This window comes from Candidatus Moraniibacteriota bacterium (genome assembly GCA_035390125.1).
Classification (GTDB): domain Bacteria; phylum Patescibacteriota; class Minisyncoccia; order Moranbacterales; family GWC2-37-73; genus DAOOTD01.
Genome location: DAOOTD010000001.1, coordinates 292,802 through 308,840, shown reverse-complemented (window position 1 = coordinate 308,840; position 16,039 = coordinate 292,802). Strand labels below are relative to the sequence as shown.

Annotated in this window: 21 protein-coding genes and 4 tRNA genes; 22 read left to right on the top strand and 3 right to left on the bottom strand. The window is 34.6% G+C overall.

The window, feature by feature from the left end; genetic code table 11:
* Positions 1-9: 9 nt before the first annotated feature.
* Complete coding sequence (gene prfA / locus PLR68_01610; protein ID HOW60435.1) at positions 10-1,077, bottom strand: peptide chain release factor 1; 1,068 nt, start codon at positions 1,075-1,077, stop codon at positions 10-12.
* A 152-nt stretch (positions 1,078-1,229) separates the two neighbouring features.
* Between prfA and PLR68_01605 the strand changes: the two genes are divergently transcribed.
* Positions 1,230-1,376, top strand: a complete 147-nt coding sequence (locus PLR68_01605) for a hypothetical protein (GenBank protein HOW60434.1) — start codon at positions 1,230-1,232, stop codon at positions 1,374-1,376.
* A 66-nt stretch (positions 1,377-1,442) separates the two neighbouring features.
* Here the strand turns inward: PLR68_01605 and rpmE are convergent, their stop codons facing one another.
* Complete coding sequence (rpmE, locus tag PLR68_01600) at positions 1,443-1,721, bottom strand: 50S ribosomal protein L31 (GenBank protein ID HOW60433.1); 279 nt, start codon at positions 1,719-1,721, stop codon at positions 1,443-1,445.
* 384 nt (positions 1,722-2,105) lie between these two features.
* Here rpmE and rpsB point away from each other — a divergent pair, with 384 nt between their 5' ends.
* The 19 genes from rpsB to PLR68_01505 all read left to right on the top strand — a co-directional run bounded on the left by rpsB (position 2,106) and on the right by PLR68_01505 (position 13,720).
* The gene (rpsB, locus tag PLR68_01595) at positions 2,106-2,867 is read left to right on the top strand and encodes a 30S ribosomal protein S2 (protein ID HOW60432.1); all 762 of its coding nucleotides are present in this window, start codon (positions 2,106-2,108) and stop codon (positions 2,865-2,867) included.
* 35 nt (positions 2,868-2,902) lie between these two features.
* Positions 2,903-3,481 carry an elongation factor Ts gene (gene tsf / locus PLR68_01590; protein HOW60431.1) on the top strand — a complete coding sequence of 193 codons (579 nt, stop codon included), beginning with the start codon at positions 2,903-2,905 and terminating at the stop codon, positions 3,479-3,481.
* Positions 3,482-3,524: 43 nt separating this feature from the next.
* Positions 3,525-4,301 (top strand): regulatory iron-sulfur-containing complex subunit RicT, encoded by a 777-nt coding sequence (ricT, locus tag PLR68_01585; protein HOW60430.1) that lies wholly within the window; start codon positions 3,525-3,527, stop codon positions 4,299-4,301.
* Positions 4,302-4,346: 45 nt separating this feature from the next.
* A complete protein-coding gene (locus tag PLR68_01580; protein HOW60429.1) occupies positions 4,347-5,000 on the top strand; it encodes a tetratricopeptide repeat protein in 654 nt (217 codons plus the stop codon).
* A 5-nt stretch (positions 5,001-5,005) separates the two neighbouring features.
* Positions 5,006-5,077, top strand: a tRNA-Thr gene (locus PLR68_01575).
* Between the two features lie 30 nt (positions 5,078-5,107).
* Positions 5,108-5,194 (top strand) — tRNA-Tyr (locus PLR68_01570).
* Between the two features lie 28 nt (positions 5,195-5,222).
* Positions 5,223-5,294 (top strand) — tRNA-Thr (locus PLR68_01565).
* Between the two features lie 46 nt (positions 5,295-5,340).
* Positions 5,341-5,505 (top strand): 50S ribosomal protein L33, encoded by a 165-nt coding sequence (rpmG, locus tag PLR68_01560; protein HOW60428.1) that lies wholly within the window; start codon positions 5,341-5,343, stop codon positions 5,503-5,505.
* A gap of 22 nt (positions 5,506-5,527) precedes the next feature.
* Positions 5,528-5,601: transfer RNA gene (locus PLR68_01555), tRNA-Trp, on the top strand.
* A 106-nt stretch (positions 5,602-5,707) separates the two neighbouring features.
* Entirely contained in the window at positions 5,708-6,250 is a 543-nt protein-coding gene (locus PLR68_01550) for a hypothetical protein (GenBank protein HOW60427.1), read from the top strand.
* A 21-nt stretch (positions 6,251-6,271) separates the two neighbouring features.
* The gene (locus PLR68_01545; GenBank protein ID HOW60426.1) at positions 6,272-6,652 is read left to right on the top strand and encodes a hypothetical protein; all 381 of its coding nucleotides are present in this window, start codon (positions 6,272-6,274) and stop codon (positions 6,650-6,652) included.
* Between the two features lie 284 nt (positions 6,653-6,936).
* Positions 6,937-8,115 carry a hypothetical protein gene (locus PLR68_01540; protein HOW60425.1) on the top strand — a complete coding sequence of 393 codons (1,179 nt, stop codon included), beginning with the start codon at positions 6,937-6,939 and terminating at the stop codon, positions 8,113-8,115.
* A gap of 2 nt (positions 8,116-8,117) precedes the next feature.
* On the top strand, positions 8,118-8,600 hold the full coding sequence (locus PLR68_01535) for a TrmH family RNA methyltransferase (GenBank protein HOW60424.1): 483 nt from the start codon (positions 8,118-8,120) through the stop codon (positions 8,598-8,600).
* 77 nt (positions 8,601-8,677) lie between these two features.
* A complete protein-coding gene (locus PLR68_01530) occupies positions 8,678-10,066 on the top strand; it encodes a glycine--tRNA ligase (protein ID HOW60423.1) in 1,389 nt (462 codons plus the stop codon).
* A 128-nt stretch (positions 10,067-10,194) separates the two neighbouring features.
* On the top strand, positions 10,195-10,740 hold the full coding sequence (locus tag PLR68_01525; GenBank protein ID HOW60422.1) for an arginine decarboxylase, pyruvoyl-dependent: 546 nt from the start codon (positions 10,195-10,197) through the stop codon (positions 10,738-10,740).
* 126 nt (positions 10,741-10,866) lie between these two features.
* The gene (locus PLR68_01520) at positions 10,867-11,319 is read left to right on the top strand and encodes an HIT domain-containing protein (protein HOW60421.1); all 453 of its coding nucleotides are present in this window, start codon (positions 10,867-10,869) and stop codon (positions 11,317-11,319) included.
* 62 nt (positions 11,320-11,381) lie between these two features.
* Positions 11,382-12,164 carry an AmmeMemoRadiSam system protein B gene (amrB, locus tag PLR68_01515; protein ID HOW60420.1) on the top strand — a complete coding sequence of 261 codons (783 nt, stop codon included), beginning with the start codon at positions 11,382-11,384 and terminating at the stop codon, positions 12,162-12,164.
* An 80-nt stretch (positions 12,165-12,244) separates the two neighbouring features.
* Positions 12,245-12,676 (top strand): ribonuclease HI family protein, encoded by a 432-nt coding sequence (locus PLR68_01510; GenBank protein ID HOW60419.1) that lies wholly within the window; start codon positions 12,245-12,247, stop codon positions 12,674-12,676.
* Positions 12,677-12,697: 21 nt separating this feature from the next.
* Entirely contained in the window at positions 12,698-13,720 is a 1,023-nt protein-coding gene (locus tag PLR68_01505) for an efflux RND transporter periplasmic adaptor subunit (protein ID HOW60418.1), read from the top strand.
* 55 nt (positions 13,721-13,775) lie between these two features.
* Here the strand turns inward: PLR68_01505 and PLR68_01500 are convergent, their stop codons facing one another.
* Positions 13,776-13,973 (bottom strand): hypothetical protein, encoded by a 198-nt coding sequence (locus PLR68_01500; GenBank protein ID HOW60417.1) that lies wholly within the window; start codon positions 13,971-13,973, stop codon positions 13,776-13,778.
* A 91-nt stretch (positions 13,974-14,064) separates the two neighbouring features.
* Between PLR68_01500 and PLR68_01495 the strand changes: the two genes are divergently transcribed.
* On the top strand, positions 14,065-14,796 hold the full coding sequence (locus PLR68_01495; GenBank protein ID HOW60416.1) for an ABC transporter ATP-binding protein: 732 nt from the start codon (positions 14,065-14,067) through the stop codon (positions 14,794-14,796).
* A gap of 1 nt (position 14,797) precedes the next feature.
* A complete protein-coding gene (locus PLR68_01490; GenBank protein HOW60415.1) occupies positions 14,798-16,039 on the top strand; it encodes an ABC transporter permease in 1,242 nt (413 codons plus the stop codon).

Genomic DNA, 16,039 nt, shown 5'->3' with positions numbered 1-16,039 from the left:
TGAAAATCTTTAGATTTTTGCAGACATTTTAAGTTTCATATCTTCTTCCTGTAGGGCGCTTATTATGGGCTCTAAATCACCGCTTAAAATTCCTTCAATATTGCTCCATGACTGTTTAATACGATGGTCTGTTATACGATCCTGCGGATAATTGTAAGTCCTTATTTTTTCACTGCGGTCACCAGTTCCGATCTGATTTTTACGAGCTTCTCCAAGCTCTTTGGCCTGTTTTTCTTCCTCTGCCTGAAGCAAACGGGAACGCAGGACTTTCATGGCCTTATCCTTGTTTTTTAATTGCGATTTTTCGTCCTGGCAAGAAACAATCAATCCGGTCGGAATATGTGTAATGCGCACGGCACTTTTAGTTGTATTAACAGACTGTCCTCCGGGCCCGGAAGAACAAAAAGTATCAATTCGCAAATCTTTTTCTTCAATTTTTAATTCAACTTCTTCCGCTTCGGCCAAAACGGCAACAGTTGCGGTTGAAGTATGTATGCGTCCCATTTTTTCCGTTTCTGGCACGCGTTGAACGCGATGAACTCCAGATTCAAATTTCATTTTGCTATAGACTCCATTTCCATTTATTTCAAAAACTATTTCTTTAAATCCTCCTAGCTCAGTCTGATTAGAGTTAAGCACGGAAACTGACCAGGATTTTTTTTCAGCATATTTTGAATACATTCGGAAAAGGCTGGCGGCAAAAAGTGCTGATTCATCTCCGCCGGCGCCACCGCGGATTTCTACGATAACATTTTTTTCATCGTTTGGGTCTTTCGGAAGCAGTATCATTTCAAGTTCTTTTTCAATCTTGTCTTTTTGTTTAACTAATTCCATATTTTCTTCCATAGCCATTTGTTTCATTTCTGCATCTTCTTCCGTGTTCATAATTTCTGCATTATTTTTCATATCATTTTGAATTTTTTCAAACTGTTCTATGAGATTCATGATTCCATGAAGTTCTGACTGTCTTTTCCCGAGTTTAGCCATTTTTTGCGGATCAGAAAGAATCTCAGGAGAGCTGAGTTCGGCGGTAATAGCTTCATATTCATTTTTTATCGATTCTAATTGATTTTTCATAAATCTACGAAATTATAAATCTATTACGAATATACAAAAATACAAAAATGTTCATTTTTATTGTATTTATGGATATATTCAATATATAAGTTTAATTTAAATAAAGCAACAGTAATTTAAATAACTATTTATTTAAAAACAAGTAGCATTTTATGGCAATAGCAACAGGAATTGCAAGGGTTACCGCATGGAGAAATGATAAATACCCGTTTATAAATTGTCGGGGCATGGTTATTCCTCTGCCAAATTTCAGAAGGGAAATTTTAATAAAAAGAAGAGTTAAAAAATCTAAAAAATAGGTAAAATTTTGCTAAACAGCAAAAATAAAAAGGGATGCCCAAGGCCTCCCTTTTTTGCTATAAAATTTATTTTTTCTTTGCTTTCTTTGCCTCATCTTTCTTAGTTTTAGACTTCTTTGTTTTTGAAGCAGCTTTTTTGGTAGCTGATTTTTCGGCTAATTTCTTAAAGCGGTCAACGCGTCCGGTAGCATCTACCACCTTCTTTTTACCGGTATAAAAAGGATGACAAGCACTGCAGATTTCCACATGCATTTCTTTCTGGGTAGAACCGGTATGAAGTACTGCTCCGCATGAACAGATTATTTTGGCATTATCATGATATTCTGGATGAATATTTTTTTTCATATAATTTTAAAATGGCCCAAAAATTAAGAATTTTTATACCCTCCTAAATATTAGATAGGTAAAAGAGTACCTAAATACCTTAGCATATAAAGATGAAATTGACAAGGGTCGTGTTTCTGCTATACTGAATAGCGTGTTTATCCTCATGCCAATCAGGCTATGTTAAACTATAAACATATGCTTAAAATAAGCTAAATAGGTTACAATAAATATAATTCAGCTATCATGAGGATTAATTATTAATAAAAAACATACTTTTTCGGGGCAGGTCCTGCTTGTTTGCATTTTTGCGGACACGTTTTCTGTCTAATTTTAAAGAAAAAGTAGATGGTCGCGCAATATCAGCCATTCGGTTTGTATTATGTGCGATAAAAAGGAAAAAATATGGAAAATGACGAAAAACAAGCTGTGACTACAACAGCCAATGAAAATGTATTTGTAGAAAATTATTTTTCAAAACTAGATTTATCAAAAATCGAAGTCAGTCTCGAAGAAATGATGAAAAATGGTGTTCATTTTGGACATCAAAAAGCGCGAAGGAATCCAAAAATGGATGAATATATATTTACGACTAGAAAAGGTATAAACATAATAGATCTAGAGAAAACACAAGAAAAAATCAAACAAGCTTTAGAATTCATACAAAGCATTAAAAAAAGCGGAAAAAAAATTCTTTTTGTAGGGACAAAAATTCAATCTAAAAATTTAGTGCGTGAAGTTGCTGAAGCTTCGGGCATGCCTTTTGTTAGTGAGCGCTGGCTTGGAGGTACTTTTACAAATTTTAAAGTTATCCGCACAAGAGCAAGATATTTAGTTGACAATGAAGCTATGCTTGCCAAGGGAGAGTTCAAGAAATATACAAAATTCGAACAGATGAAAAAAATTGAAGAACTAGAAAAAATGGAAAAAAGAATGGGTGGAATAAAAAACATGTCTGAACTTCCCGGGGCTATATTTGCGGCAAGCGTTAAGGAAGATAGTTTAGCGATTGCTGAAGCTAAAAAGATGGGAATTCCTGTTATTGCTATTGCGGATACAAACGTAAACCCAGAAAACATAGATTATCCCATTCCTGCAAATGATGATGCTATATCATCACTGCGCCTGATTCTTGCTTATGCATATAAAGCAATATTGGAAGCTTAAAAATAAGAATTAAGAATTAGAAATGAAACAAAAATATGTTGGATCTTATCAAAAAAATCAGAGAGCGTACTGGAGCAGGCGTGGTTGCAATAAAAAAAGCTATTGATGAGGTTGGTATGGATGAGGAAAAGGTTATAGAACTGCTTCGCAAATCAGGAGAAAGTAAAGCTGCTAAAAAAGCTAGCAGGGAGGCTAAAGAAGGTGTTGTTGCGTCTTATGTTCATTCAAATAATCGTGTAGCTTCATTAGTAAAGCTTCTTTGTGAAACAGATTTTGTTGCCCGTAATGAAGAATTTAAACAGCTGGCCAAAGATATTGCAATGCATGTTACTGCTATGAATCCGAAATTTATTAAACCAGAAGATGTTTCTGATGAAATCATAAATAAGGAAAAAGAAATATGGAAAGCCCAATTAATAACGGAAGGCAAAAACCCTGAAATGATTGAAAAAATAATGGTAGGCAAGGAGAAAAAATTTCGTGAAGAATCAGCTCTTTTGACACAGTCTTTCGTCAAAAATCCCGATATTACGATAGGAGAATTGATTATTGAAAAAGTAGGGAAGATAGGAGAGAATATACAGGTTGGAGAAATAATCCGTTTTGAATTGTAATCTTTTTAATAAAGTTTCGAGGCCAATATAAGATTGAAAAGTTATGTATACATATTCAGTTCGTGTGTATAGTTGGGAACCTGCCCGCCAATGCAATAGCGATTTAGAGCTACAAGACGGAGATTTGGTAGTAGTTAAAGAGGAATCATGTAATGAAATCGGTCTCATTGAACCAGAAGAAGGTAATATTTTAGAAGAAAAAAGAACAACAATATTAAGAAAAGCAACAGAACGGGATCTTAGCACATACGCAAAAAATAAGGAAAAGAAAGATGAAATTGCAAATTTAAGCAAGAGTGAAATAAAACGTCTGGGTCTGAATATGAAGCTAGTAGACGTTCATATAAGTTTAGATGGAAGCAACGCAATTGTACTTTTTACAGCTGATGAAAGGATAGATTTTCGTGAATTGGTTAAAAATCTCTCTAAAATATTCCATCGCAGTGTACGCTTACATCAAGTTGGATCAAGGGATGAAGCTAGAAAATTAGGCGGATGCGGAGTTTGCGGACGTGATTTATGTTGCTTAAGATTTTCCGGTAATTTACCAAGCATATCAATAGATATGGCCAGAATTCAACAGGTAGCCCATCGTGGAAGTGAAAGAATATCGGGAGTTTGTGGAAGATTAATGTGCTGTCTTTCTTATGAAGCTGCTCAATACCAACAAATGCTTGAAGGTTTTCCTGAGATACATAGCAAAATATCAGTTAAAGAGGGCAAAGGTGAAGTTATGGAATTTAATGTACTAACAGGAGATATTAAGATAAAAATGGAAGATGGTGGAATTTCAGTTGTTAAAAAGGATGGATTAAAGTGAGAAATATTTTTGAATGAATAAATTGAATCTTAATTTTTAATTAATATGTTGAATTATATAATACCACCAATTGTAATTATTATAAGTCTTTCAGTGCTTGTAATATTTTTTTCCCGTAAAGCCCAACAGATTCCAGCTCAAGAAAATTCCAAAGAGGAAGGAGAAAAAAAACCAAAGAGAAAAATTTCTATGGTTATTTCTGCAGTTGGACAATTTATGCTGAAAATTTTAGAAAGACTTATGCATAAATTCAAGTTATTATCGTTAAAATTCCATAATATAAGTAACAGCTGGTTTCATTCCATACACGAGAAAAGGCAACGCAAAATTATTGAACAGCAGGAAACAGAAAAATCACAAGATATAAAAGAAAATGACAAAAGTAAGGAGAATATTATTCAAGAAAAACTTCCCAAAAATATTCAAGACGAGAAGCCTATTCGTCCCTTAATTCGTGAAGCTGTAACTAATCCGCAGATGGAAAATAAGGAGAAAAGCAAATTAGAAGAAGCTCTTATAAAAAGGATTGCAATAAATCCTCGTGATATTGAAGCATATGAAAGATTGGGTGATTATTATTTGGAAAGTAAGAATTTTCGCGATTCGCATGAATGTTTCAAACAAGTTCTGATGCTGAGCCCGTCTCATTATAAAGCAAAAATTAGAATCCGTAAGATTGAAAAAATGATAATAATGTAATAATTGCCGACTTAGCTCAATGGTAGAGCAACTGTTTTGTAAACAGTAGGTTATGGGTTCGAATCCCTTAGTCGGCTCATAAAGATAGAAAAATCTTTATATAAAAAGGGTAGTTGGCGGAGTGGTCAATCGCAGCTGACTGTAAATCAGCCGGTCTTGTACCTTCGGGGGTTCGAATCCCTCACTGCCCACCATCAAAATGAAAAATAAAAAGCCATGGACGCCCAGATAGTTCAGTGGCGGAACGCATCCATGGTAAGGATGATGTCGGGAGTTCGATTCTCCCTCTGGGCTCAGAAATTTATAATTTTTTAATTTTTTTTATATATATAAAAATTTTATGGCAACAAAAACTAAGGAAAATTTGGTAAAGATGAAATGCAGCGAATGCAAAAGAATTACATATTATACTTCACGCAACAAGAAGAAGATCAAAGAGAAGTTAGAAATGAATAAGTATTGTAAATTTTGTAAAAAACATACACTGCACAAGGAAATGAAATAACCTGTCATGTAAAAGTGACAATGCGGGATTCGTATAGTGGTAGTACGGCGGTCTCCAAAACCGTTGGCAGAGGTTCGATTCCTCTATCCCGTGCCAAAAAACGCTCAGTGAAGTGTTTTTTTATTTACGAAAAAATCATTTATAGCCAATTTATTATTTATATTGTATAATGAAAATGTATAATTTATTTAAAAATAAGCTTATGAAAAAGATATTATTAGCGGTCATTTTTTTTGCTGGTTTAGCGTCGTTTTCAATAGCGCATGCAGTTACTTTAAATCCACTAGGAATTTCTCAAAATTTAGGTAGTCAGATTTCGAACTCCACGCTTACACAGGCCAGATGTGATAAAATCACTAAAGCAATAGAAAATAGAATCAATACATTCGAAGAAAGAAGAAATTTTCATATACCTGCCTATGAAAACATAAAGTCGCGTTTAGATAAAATGATAACTAAATTAGAAGCTCTTGGATATGATTTAACTGATATTAAATCTGATGTTTCAACACTTAACAATAAAATCAGCAAGCTCAAAAGTGATTATACGGCTTTTTTGAATAAGTTGAATGAAATAAAAAATTATGCCTGTGATCATACTAATTCTGAAGTAAAAGTAAAATTAGTAGAGGCCAGGACGCTTTTAAAAAATATCAAAAGTGGCGATGACGAAATTCGCAATTATATAAAAAATGTCATCAAGCAGGATATACTGGAAATAAAGAATCAAAAGCAATCAAATTAATTAATTGAAAAATAAAATTTTATGGACATAAGACCAATAAATCAAAATTTTCCTAAAACATCAAAGCAAAAATGGCCATTTGTTGTTATCAGCATACTAGTCACTATAGTTGTGATTTTGATTGCAATAGTTTCTTATTTTATGGGAGAAAAAAATGCTAAAGTTCAGAATGTTGTGACAGAAGAGAAAATAACACAGTCCGAAAACAATACTTCAAAATCTTTGCCGGAGGCGCCAACAACAAACCAAAATGTGCAGGCAGAAACAGAAAAACCCGTTTCAATATCTCAGCTTCCTGTTGATTTTGACTATGAATTAGAGCAGTTAGATAATCAAATTGGTTCGATGAGTTCTACTGATTTCAGTGAAACAGAGATGTCTGACACGAAAGCCGGGCTTTAAAATTTTTGGAAAAAATATTATTATTTTAAAAAAGATAAGCATGCCTTGGTTTTTATAAGGTGTGCTTTTTTATTTTGCATTTTATATTTAATTGTGAGAAAATTCAGTTGAAAATTGTATAATTAATATATATAGATTTTTATGAAAAAATCAAAAATAAAAGCGGAAAAAAGGGATAAAAAGAAAAAACCAAAGATGAAAGTTTCAGGCAAAAGCGTGTTTATCATAAAGGACATAATTCTCAATAAATCCAAAGCATATAAATAAAAAATATGTCTGACGGGATGAAAAAAATATTTTTGTCATCTTTACTAGTGGTTGTTGTTTTTACAGCCGTTATTTTTTTCTTTGTGCGTGAAAATAAAATAAAAAAAGAAGCGGAAGAAGCGGCGGCTAGAATTGTTGCGGAAGAAAAAGCTGCTGAAGAAGAAACAGCCAGAAAATCTAAAATAATCGAAAATCCTATAGTTATCCATCGTCCAAAGCCCAAGCCGGTAGATATGGAACGTCTGAAAAAACAAGGATGTGTGGCGGATGGGCTTCTTTCGGAATATAATCCTGAGAACGAAAAATTTATTGAACTTATAAACCGTTCCAATTGTTATTATCTGCACAGAGCTATTGAAACCTGGCTGACGCCACCGGATTTTACTACTGTTGATTATGTTATGAGCCAGATTACAAAAAAGGATGTGGTTTACGGAATGTTTATTGCAGAAGCTATTGATTATCGTGATGAATATTTTAAAAATGAAATAGGCAGGGAATTTGATTTTAAAGCGATGTGCAGGGATGGTAGTGAAAATACCTGGGGTGAACATACCTGCAAGCCTAATTTTGCCAGTAAAGAATATCGTGATTATATTGAATATATAACACATAAAGCTATAGATCTGGGCGTGCAAAGCTTTACTTTCGGACAGATATATATGCAGGAAAGTGGAGACAAGGATTATGCCCCTAAAATAATAAAAGATATTCGTGATTATGCTAAGAAAAAGGGGGTTAATGTTGTTATCGGAGCACAAACTGGAAGCATAACTGATCCTAATTATCTTAAACTCTTCGATTATATCGAGGGTGGCGTAGGAATTGATTCTGACGGCAATATTGAAGACGGTCCATGTCTTTCTAGAAGAGGGAGTTGCTGGGCGCTTTTGTGGCATGAAAATTTTGCCAGTAAAGCTAAAAATGTTTTATTGCATCTTGATTGGTCTGGAATAATTTCGGATGATTTGGATATTTTTGCCAGAATGACCAAGGAAAAAAGAGCCGAAACTTTGCAAAATTTATATAATAAGTTTAATTCACAAAATATGGGTTTTTTAATGCCATTTTTTGGTGTGTTAGATAAAACTAATGGTGGTTGCTATGGACCAAAAAAAAGGTTTTATTCTCCGGATAATGCCTATAAGTGCAAAGATGAGGATGCCATTAATAAAATTTTATCTGCAAAGAAATAAATATGCGGAAAAAACTCTTTCTGATATTGCATGACATACGCAGTGCTTATAATGTAGGCGCTATTTTTCGTACTGCTGATGGGGCAGGGGTCAGCCAGATTTATTTGACTGGCTATACACCTTGTCCGCCGGATAAAAATAAATTGCATAAAACACAAGCGGATAAAATGATCGAAAAAACAGCTTTGGGTGCAGAAAAAACTATTGCTTGGAAAAAATATGAAAATCTGAAGAATCTCATGGAAGAATTGAAAAAGAAAAAAATAAAAATCGTTGCTTTGGAAAGAACTAAAAATAGTCAAGATATAAAAAAAATTAAACTGTTTTTCCCGGCGACACTTATTCTGGGCAACGAGGTGGAAGGTATACCAAAATCGGTTCTGAAAAAATGTGATGCTGTGGTTTCCATTCCTATGCGTGGGAAAAAAGAGTCTCTTAATGTTTCCGTGGCAGCCGGGATAGCTATGTATGAATTGTTAAAATAAGAAACATAATCTCAGCTTGTTTTTTATCAGAAAAAATAGTATAAATACATTATAAATAAAGCTAAGATAATATAAATATGTCGGATAATTCAATGGATAAAATAGTTTCACTTTGTAAAAGAAGGGGATTTGTATTTCCATCTTCTGAAATTTATGGTGGTTTTGCGGCAGTATATGATTATGGCCATTATGGAACACTTCTCAAAAATAATATTCGCGATGCTTGGTGGAAGCATATGGTTCAGCTTCAGGATGATGTCGTAGGATTGGATAGCGCCATATTTATGCACCCGATGACCTGGAAAGCTTCAGGGCATGTGGACAGTTTTGATGATCCACAAATCGACTGTAAGAAATGCAAAAACCGCATGCGTGCCGATCAGATTTTGGAAAGCTTCGGAATAAATGCTGACAAAGAATCTTTGGAATTTATTAATGCAGAACTTAATAAACTCAGAGAGCAGAAAAAATTAAAATGCCAAAATTGCAGCTCAACTGAAATTACTGAAGCTAAAAGGTTTTCATTGATGGTGAAATCAAATTTAGGCTCGCCGACGGAAGCTCTTAGTGAAGAAAATGTAGTTTATCTCAGACCGGAAACTTGTGGAGGAATATACTTGAATTATAAAAATATTTTGGATTCAACACGTGCTAAGATTCCTTTTGGAATAGCGCAAATTGGCAAAGCCTTCAGGAATGAAATTGTTGCTCGCCAGTTCATTTTCCGCACTCGTGAATTTGAGCAGATGGAAATGCAATATTTTCTGCACCCAAATGATATGAAAGAAAAATATGAAATGTGGAAAAAATTGCGTTGGGATTGGTATTTAGAATACGGAATGAAAAAGGAAGATATTAAATGGCATAAACATGAAAAATTAGCACACTATGCATCAGAAGCATATGACATTGAGTATAATTTCAAGTCACTTGGAGGTTTCAAGGAAGTTGAAGGAATTCATGCTCGTGGTAATTGGGATCTTTCTCAGCATTCAAAATTTTCAGGAGTTGATCTGAGTTATCTTGATGAAAAAACAAAAGAAAAATATATTCCTCACATTATGGAGACGTCAGCAGGGCTTAACAGAATTTTTTTGATGTTTGTAGATAAGGCTTACACGGAGGAAGAAGTTAATGGTGAGCAGAGAGTTGTTTTGAAATTAGACAAGAGGCTTGCTCCGATCAAAATTGCAATTTTCCCGCTAATGAAGAATAAACCTGAATTAGTTGAGAAAGCCAAAAATATTTATAATGAATTAAGAAAAGAATTCATGTGCGAATTTGATGATAATGGAAATGTGGGAAAGAGGTATAGAAGGCAGGATGAAATCGGAACTCCGTATTGTGTGACTGTTGATTTTGAATCACTGGAAGATGAGGCAGTGACAGTCCGCGATCGCGACACTATGAAACAGGAAAGGATTAAAATTTCAGAACTGCAGGATTATTTCCAAAAAAACTTATAATAAACAGCTGAAAAATTTATTTTTAGAAAAAGTGGATAACTCATCTGCTTTTTTATTTGCAAATCTGCATTTCTTGTTATAATTAACTAGTTTTAAAATAAAAAATTAAAAAATTGGGAGGTGACAAAGTGGTTCCTAAGAAAGTTTTTTTTACCAGAGGGGTGGGAGAGCATAAGCATGAGCTCTCTTCTTTTGAACTGGCGCTTAGAAAGGCTGGCATTGAGAAATGCAATTTAGTCCAAGTGTCGAGCATTTTACCTCCTTCTTGCAAAATCATAACAAAAAAAGAAGGTTTGAAATTGCTGAGGCCTGGACAAATAACCTATTGCGTTATGGCAAGAAATGCTACTAGTGAAACAAGCCGCTTAGTAGGTTCGGCTGTAGGGCTGGCTATTCCAGCAGATAAGAAAAAAATGTATGGATATTTGTCAGAGCATCATTGCTTCGGCAAAAATGAGAAAGAAATTTCTGATATTGCTGAAGACTTAGCTGCAACAATGCTCGCAAGTACCTTGGGGATAGAATTTGATCCAGAACAGGCTTGGAGCGAAAGAGAGGAGGTGTATAAGGCTTCTGGTAAGATTTTCAAGAGCCGGTCAATTGCGCAAACGGCGCAAGGAAATAAAAAAGAAGAATACACAACTGTAATTGCGGCAGCAGTTTTTATTCTTTAATACCCTTGCAAAAATACATAAAAAGAGGTTGAATTTAAATATAAATCCAATCTCTTTTAATAATATTTACTTTTAAGAGTGTTAAATTAGTTTAAAATATTTTATAAAAATTAAAAGAAAAAATCTATGAAAGACTGTGTTTTTTGCAAAATTATTAAAGACGAAATACCCAGTCATAAAATCTGGGAAGATGAAAGGCATATAGCTTTTCTTACAATTTTTCCGAACACGGAAGGTTTCACTGTTGTTATACCAAAAGAACATTATTCAAGTTATGCTTTTGATGCACCGGAAGATGTTTTAAAGGAATTAGTCATAGCTGCTAAAAAAGTTGGAAAAATTCTGGATGAAAAACTTGAAGATGTAGGCAGGACGGGAATGATTTTTGAAGGTTTCGGAGTTGACCATTTACATGCCAAACTTTTTCCCATGCATGGAACAAAGATTGAAAAATGGGAACCTGTCCATTCTAACGTGGATAAATATTTTGAAAAATATGAAGGTTACATTTCTTCACATGATTATAAACGTGCCGATGATAAACAATTAACTGAATTAGCGCAAAAAATAAGAGGTTAAAATAAAAGAAAAAAGGCATTAACTTGTATTATACTACGTATTTTATTATTAAGATTAATTGTATGATAGTATTCGCAGCTATAATGCCTCATCCGCCGGAGAGTGTGCCTGGTATAGGAAAAAAAGGAAATTCAAGGACTATAAAGAAAACTCTCCAGGCTTTTGATCAACTAAGGACAGGATTGGAAAAAGCGGATCCTGATGTTGTTGTTATAATTTCCCCGCATGCTCATCTGGAACAATATTTCTTTGTTATAAATTATGCCAGAAAATTAGCTGGCGATTTTGAGCAGTTTGGAATTAAAAAATCATTCACTTTTAACAATGACTTGCAAATTGCTGACGAGCTTTTCTCGGCTTGCTTTATAAGAGAGTTTCCTGCGGAACTTAGGAAAAATCCACTGGATTATGGCGCTTTGATTCCGCTTTACCATCTTTTGAAAAAAATAAAACCTAAAATCGTTCATTTATCCTTCTCTTTTATGGACTATGATTTTCATTATCGTTACGGGCAGATATTGCAGAAAATAATAGATGAGAATACTGAGAAGCGCGTTGCCATTATTGCCAGTGGCGATTTATCGCACAAACTTTCACCAAAATCTCCTGTTGGTTTTTCGCCAAAAGCCAAAGAATTTGATCGGTTAATGCTTCGTTATCTGAAAGAAAATAACATTAAAGGTATTATGGACTTAAAAAATCCGCTTGTGTCCGAAGTAGCTGAATGCGGAATAAGATCTTTTATGATACTTTTCGGAGCTTTGCACGGCAAAGAATATAAAATAAAGCTTTTGAGCTATGAAAGCCCCATGGGGATAGGATATCTGACCGCCAGATTGATATAAATTAAGTCTAGAAGCTAATTGCGAATTTATCCATAAAATGTTAACATTTAGGAAGGAATTTCTAATATGCGATTTTTATTATGGAACAGAAGATAGTAATGTATACCGACGGCGGATCAAGAAATAACCCCGGACCAGCGGCCATCGGCGTTTACATTGAAACCCTGCATAAGCAATACGGGCATTATATTGGGGAAAAAACCAACAATGAAGCCGAATATGAAGCGGTAATTTTTGGTTTGAAAAAAATCAAGCAACTGATCGGCAAGAATAAGGCCAAGGATTATTTAGTTGAATGCTATCTGGATAGTGAATTTGTTACTAAGCAGTTGAAACATGAATATAAAGTTAAAGAAAAAAATATTCAGGAATTGTTTCTGGAAGTTTGGAATCTAATATTAGATTTTAAAAGTGTGAATTTTAACCATATTTACAGGGAGAAAAACAAAATTGCCGATGCATTGGTAAATGAAGCACTAGACGCTCAAAGTAGGCAGAACACTTTATTATAAATATAAAAAACAAAAAATCTTATGGCTAAGGCACGTAAATGGGTAGTTTGGATTATTATTATAGCTGCAATTGTTGGCAGTGTTTTTTTGTATATCAAAAGCCGCCAGCCTAAAACAACCTATACCACAGCCGATGTTGAAAAAGGGACATTGTCACAGACAGTTTCTGTGACAGGCAAGGTAAATCCGAATGAACAAATTGACCTAACTTTCAAGACCACTGGTATTTTAAAAAGCATAAGTGTAGATGTTGGCGATACTGTTAAAAAAGGTCAGATTTTAGCAATTATTGATACAGGCAGTTTACTTTCGCAGCTTCGCCAGGCAGAAGCGCAAGTTAAATATCAGGAAGAAATTTTGGATGATATTAGAGATAAGGATGATGAAAATGATGATGCCTATTCTTCTGAGCAGAAGAGAGCCCAAAAGGCGCAAGTAACTCAAGCTCAGGAAGGCGTCAATGCTATCAGAGATCAGCTTAGGGATGTCAGAATGATTTCTCCAATTGACGGAATCGTAATCAGAAGAACAGCTGATCCGGGAGAAACTGTAGTTTTAAGTCTTAATAGTCCGGTTATAACTATAGCTCAAAAAGAAGACTTGCTAATACAGGCTAATGTCCCCGAATCTGATATAATCAAAATCCAAATTGGGCAGAAGGCCGAAGTCACATTTGACGCTTTCTCTTCAGAAGAAATTTTCAATGCTACAATTAGCCAAATTGATCCAGCTTCAACAGTTATTCAAGATGTTGTTTATTACAGGATAAAACTTAAATTGGATAATCTCGATTCGCGTCTTAAGGCTGGCATGAGCGCCAATATTGATGTGCATACAAACCAAAAAGATAACGTGCTTATGGTTCCACAGCGTGCTATCAAGACAGAAGGAAATAAAAAATATGTAGATGTTTTGCAAGAAATTGACAATACGACCAAAAAAGTTTTTGTCGAAACAGGTTTAGAAGGTGATGAAGGGATAGTGGAGATAACCTCAGGACTTAAAGGTGGAGAAAAAGTCGTGACATTTGTGACGACAAAATAAAAGCCCGCAATATTTTTAATATCGGGGCTTCATTGCTGTTAATTTGTAAGATTTATTATATCTTAAAAACTTCTTCATCTTCAGGAATCCTAGCAGGCGATCCGCTTCTTATAAATTTAGCTGTGAATGGTTGCTCTTTCCCTTTTGAAGATTTTTTTTCAGAGATATATAATTTTGTAAGAAATACATTTGAATCTTCTGATAAAATAAATTTATCTCCGGGTCTTAACTTTCCGAATAGCATAGCTTTCATAATTTCTATCCTCCTCTGGCTTCATTGAGCCGTTAAATTATTTTTTTAAAGTATTTATGCTAATGCTTAATTGTGCTACAAAATAATCAAAATGTCAACATCCCTAATCAAAGTTGAAAACCTTTGCAAAACATACGAAAACGAAGGCGTGAAAACCAAAGCTATGTGTGGGATGACTTTTAGCATTGAAAAAGGCGAATTCGTTTCCATTATGGGTCCTTCAGGATCAGGGAAATCTACATTGATGCAGATTCTCGGGATGCTTGATCGCGCAACTGACGGAACTTATCTTTTTGAAGGTAAAAATATCAATGATTATACAGACGATGAATTAGCGAAATTGCGCAATAAAAAAATCGGATTTGTATTTCAATCTTTTAATCTTTTGCCGAGGACGACAGTCTATGAAAATACTGAACTGCCGCTTCTTTATGATGAAGAGCATATTGAAACACATAACAGAGGAAAAGTAGAAAAAGCCCTTAAATCTGTGGGCATGGAACATAGGATAAAATATTTATCCAATCAACTTTCTGGTGGAGAAAAACAACGTGTTGCCATTGCCAGGGCTTTAGTTAATGATCCGGAAATTATTTTTGCCGATGAGCCGACTGGAAATTTGGATTCAAAATCAGGAATAGCGGTTATGAAAATTTTGCAGGATTTAAATAATTCCGGGCATACTATTATTTTAGTTACCCACGAAACTTATACTGCCAAACACGCCAAACGCATTATCTATGTAAAAGATGGCCAGATTATAGCTGATGATCCGGTAAAAGACAGATTAATTGCAGATGGAGAAGGAGCATTATTGAAATAATATGAAATTTTCTGCGCCTATAAAAATTTCATATAAAAACCTTATGGCGGCGAAATTCCGCTCGTTTTTAACAATTCTTGGAATAATTATCGGAATTGCATCGGTAATTATTGTCATGGCTATAGGTGCCAGTGCCCAACAGCTTATTGTTGATCAGGTTAATGGAATGGGGACAAATCTGGTCGGCATACTTCCCGGAGCTTCTGATGAAAAAGGTCCGCCGGCATCTGCGCTTGGCATAGTGACAACAACGCTCAAAACCTCAGATCTTGAAGCAATAATGCTCAAAAAAAATGTTCCTAATGTAATTGCAATTTCTGGATATGTTAGCGGAGTTGCAACAGCTGAATATAAAAGCAATTCTACTCAGAGCAATTTTCAAGGAGTTTCTGCCGGGTTTATTGATGTTGAGAATAATAAATTGCAAGCCGGAAGATTTTTTACTAATGAAGAGGATAATGGACTGGCTCGAGTGGCGGTTATCGGATCCAAAAAATCCGAAGATCTTTTTGAAAATGAAGATCCAATTGGAAAAGTTTTTTCTTTGAAGGGTACGAATTTTACCGTGATTGGAATTTTTGAGAAAAAAGGATCTTCCGGATTTTCCAATGTTGATGAAATGATTTATGTTCCCCTGCAGACAGCGCAGAAAATAATACTGGGAATAAATTATCTAAATTTTGCCCGCGTAAAAATAGATTCTTTTGAGAATATGGATCGGGCAGTTGCTGATGTGAAATATACAATCAGAATGAAGCATAATATCAAAAATCCTACGGATGACGATTTCTCTGTAAGGAACACAGCGCAAGCTCTGGAAATGATAAACAAAATTACTAATGTTTTGAAATATTTTCTGGCTGGTATTGCTGGAATTTCACTGCTGGTTGGGGGGATTGGGATTATGAATATTATGCTTATTTCAGTAAATCAAAGAATTCGCGAAGTCGGACTTCGAAAAGCAGTCGGTGCGAGAACCAGGCATATAATAACGCAATTTTTGTCTGAATCGGTTTTTATTACACTTGTTGGAGGAACAATAGGCATAATAATTGGAATTCTGATCTCATTTTTAGCTTCACTTGTAATTAATGCTCTGGGTTATTCTTGGCAATTCATAATATCGCTAAGCTCGATAATTGTAGGAACATTCATTTCGGTTTTGATCGGAATCATTTTTGGTATTTATCCTGCCCGCAAAGCTTCGCAAATTTCGCCTATGGAAGCATTAAGATACGAATAA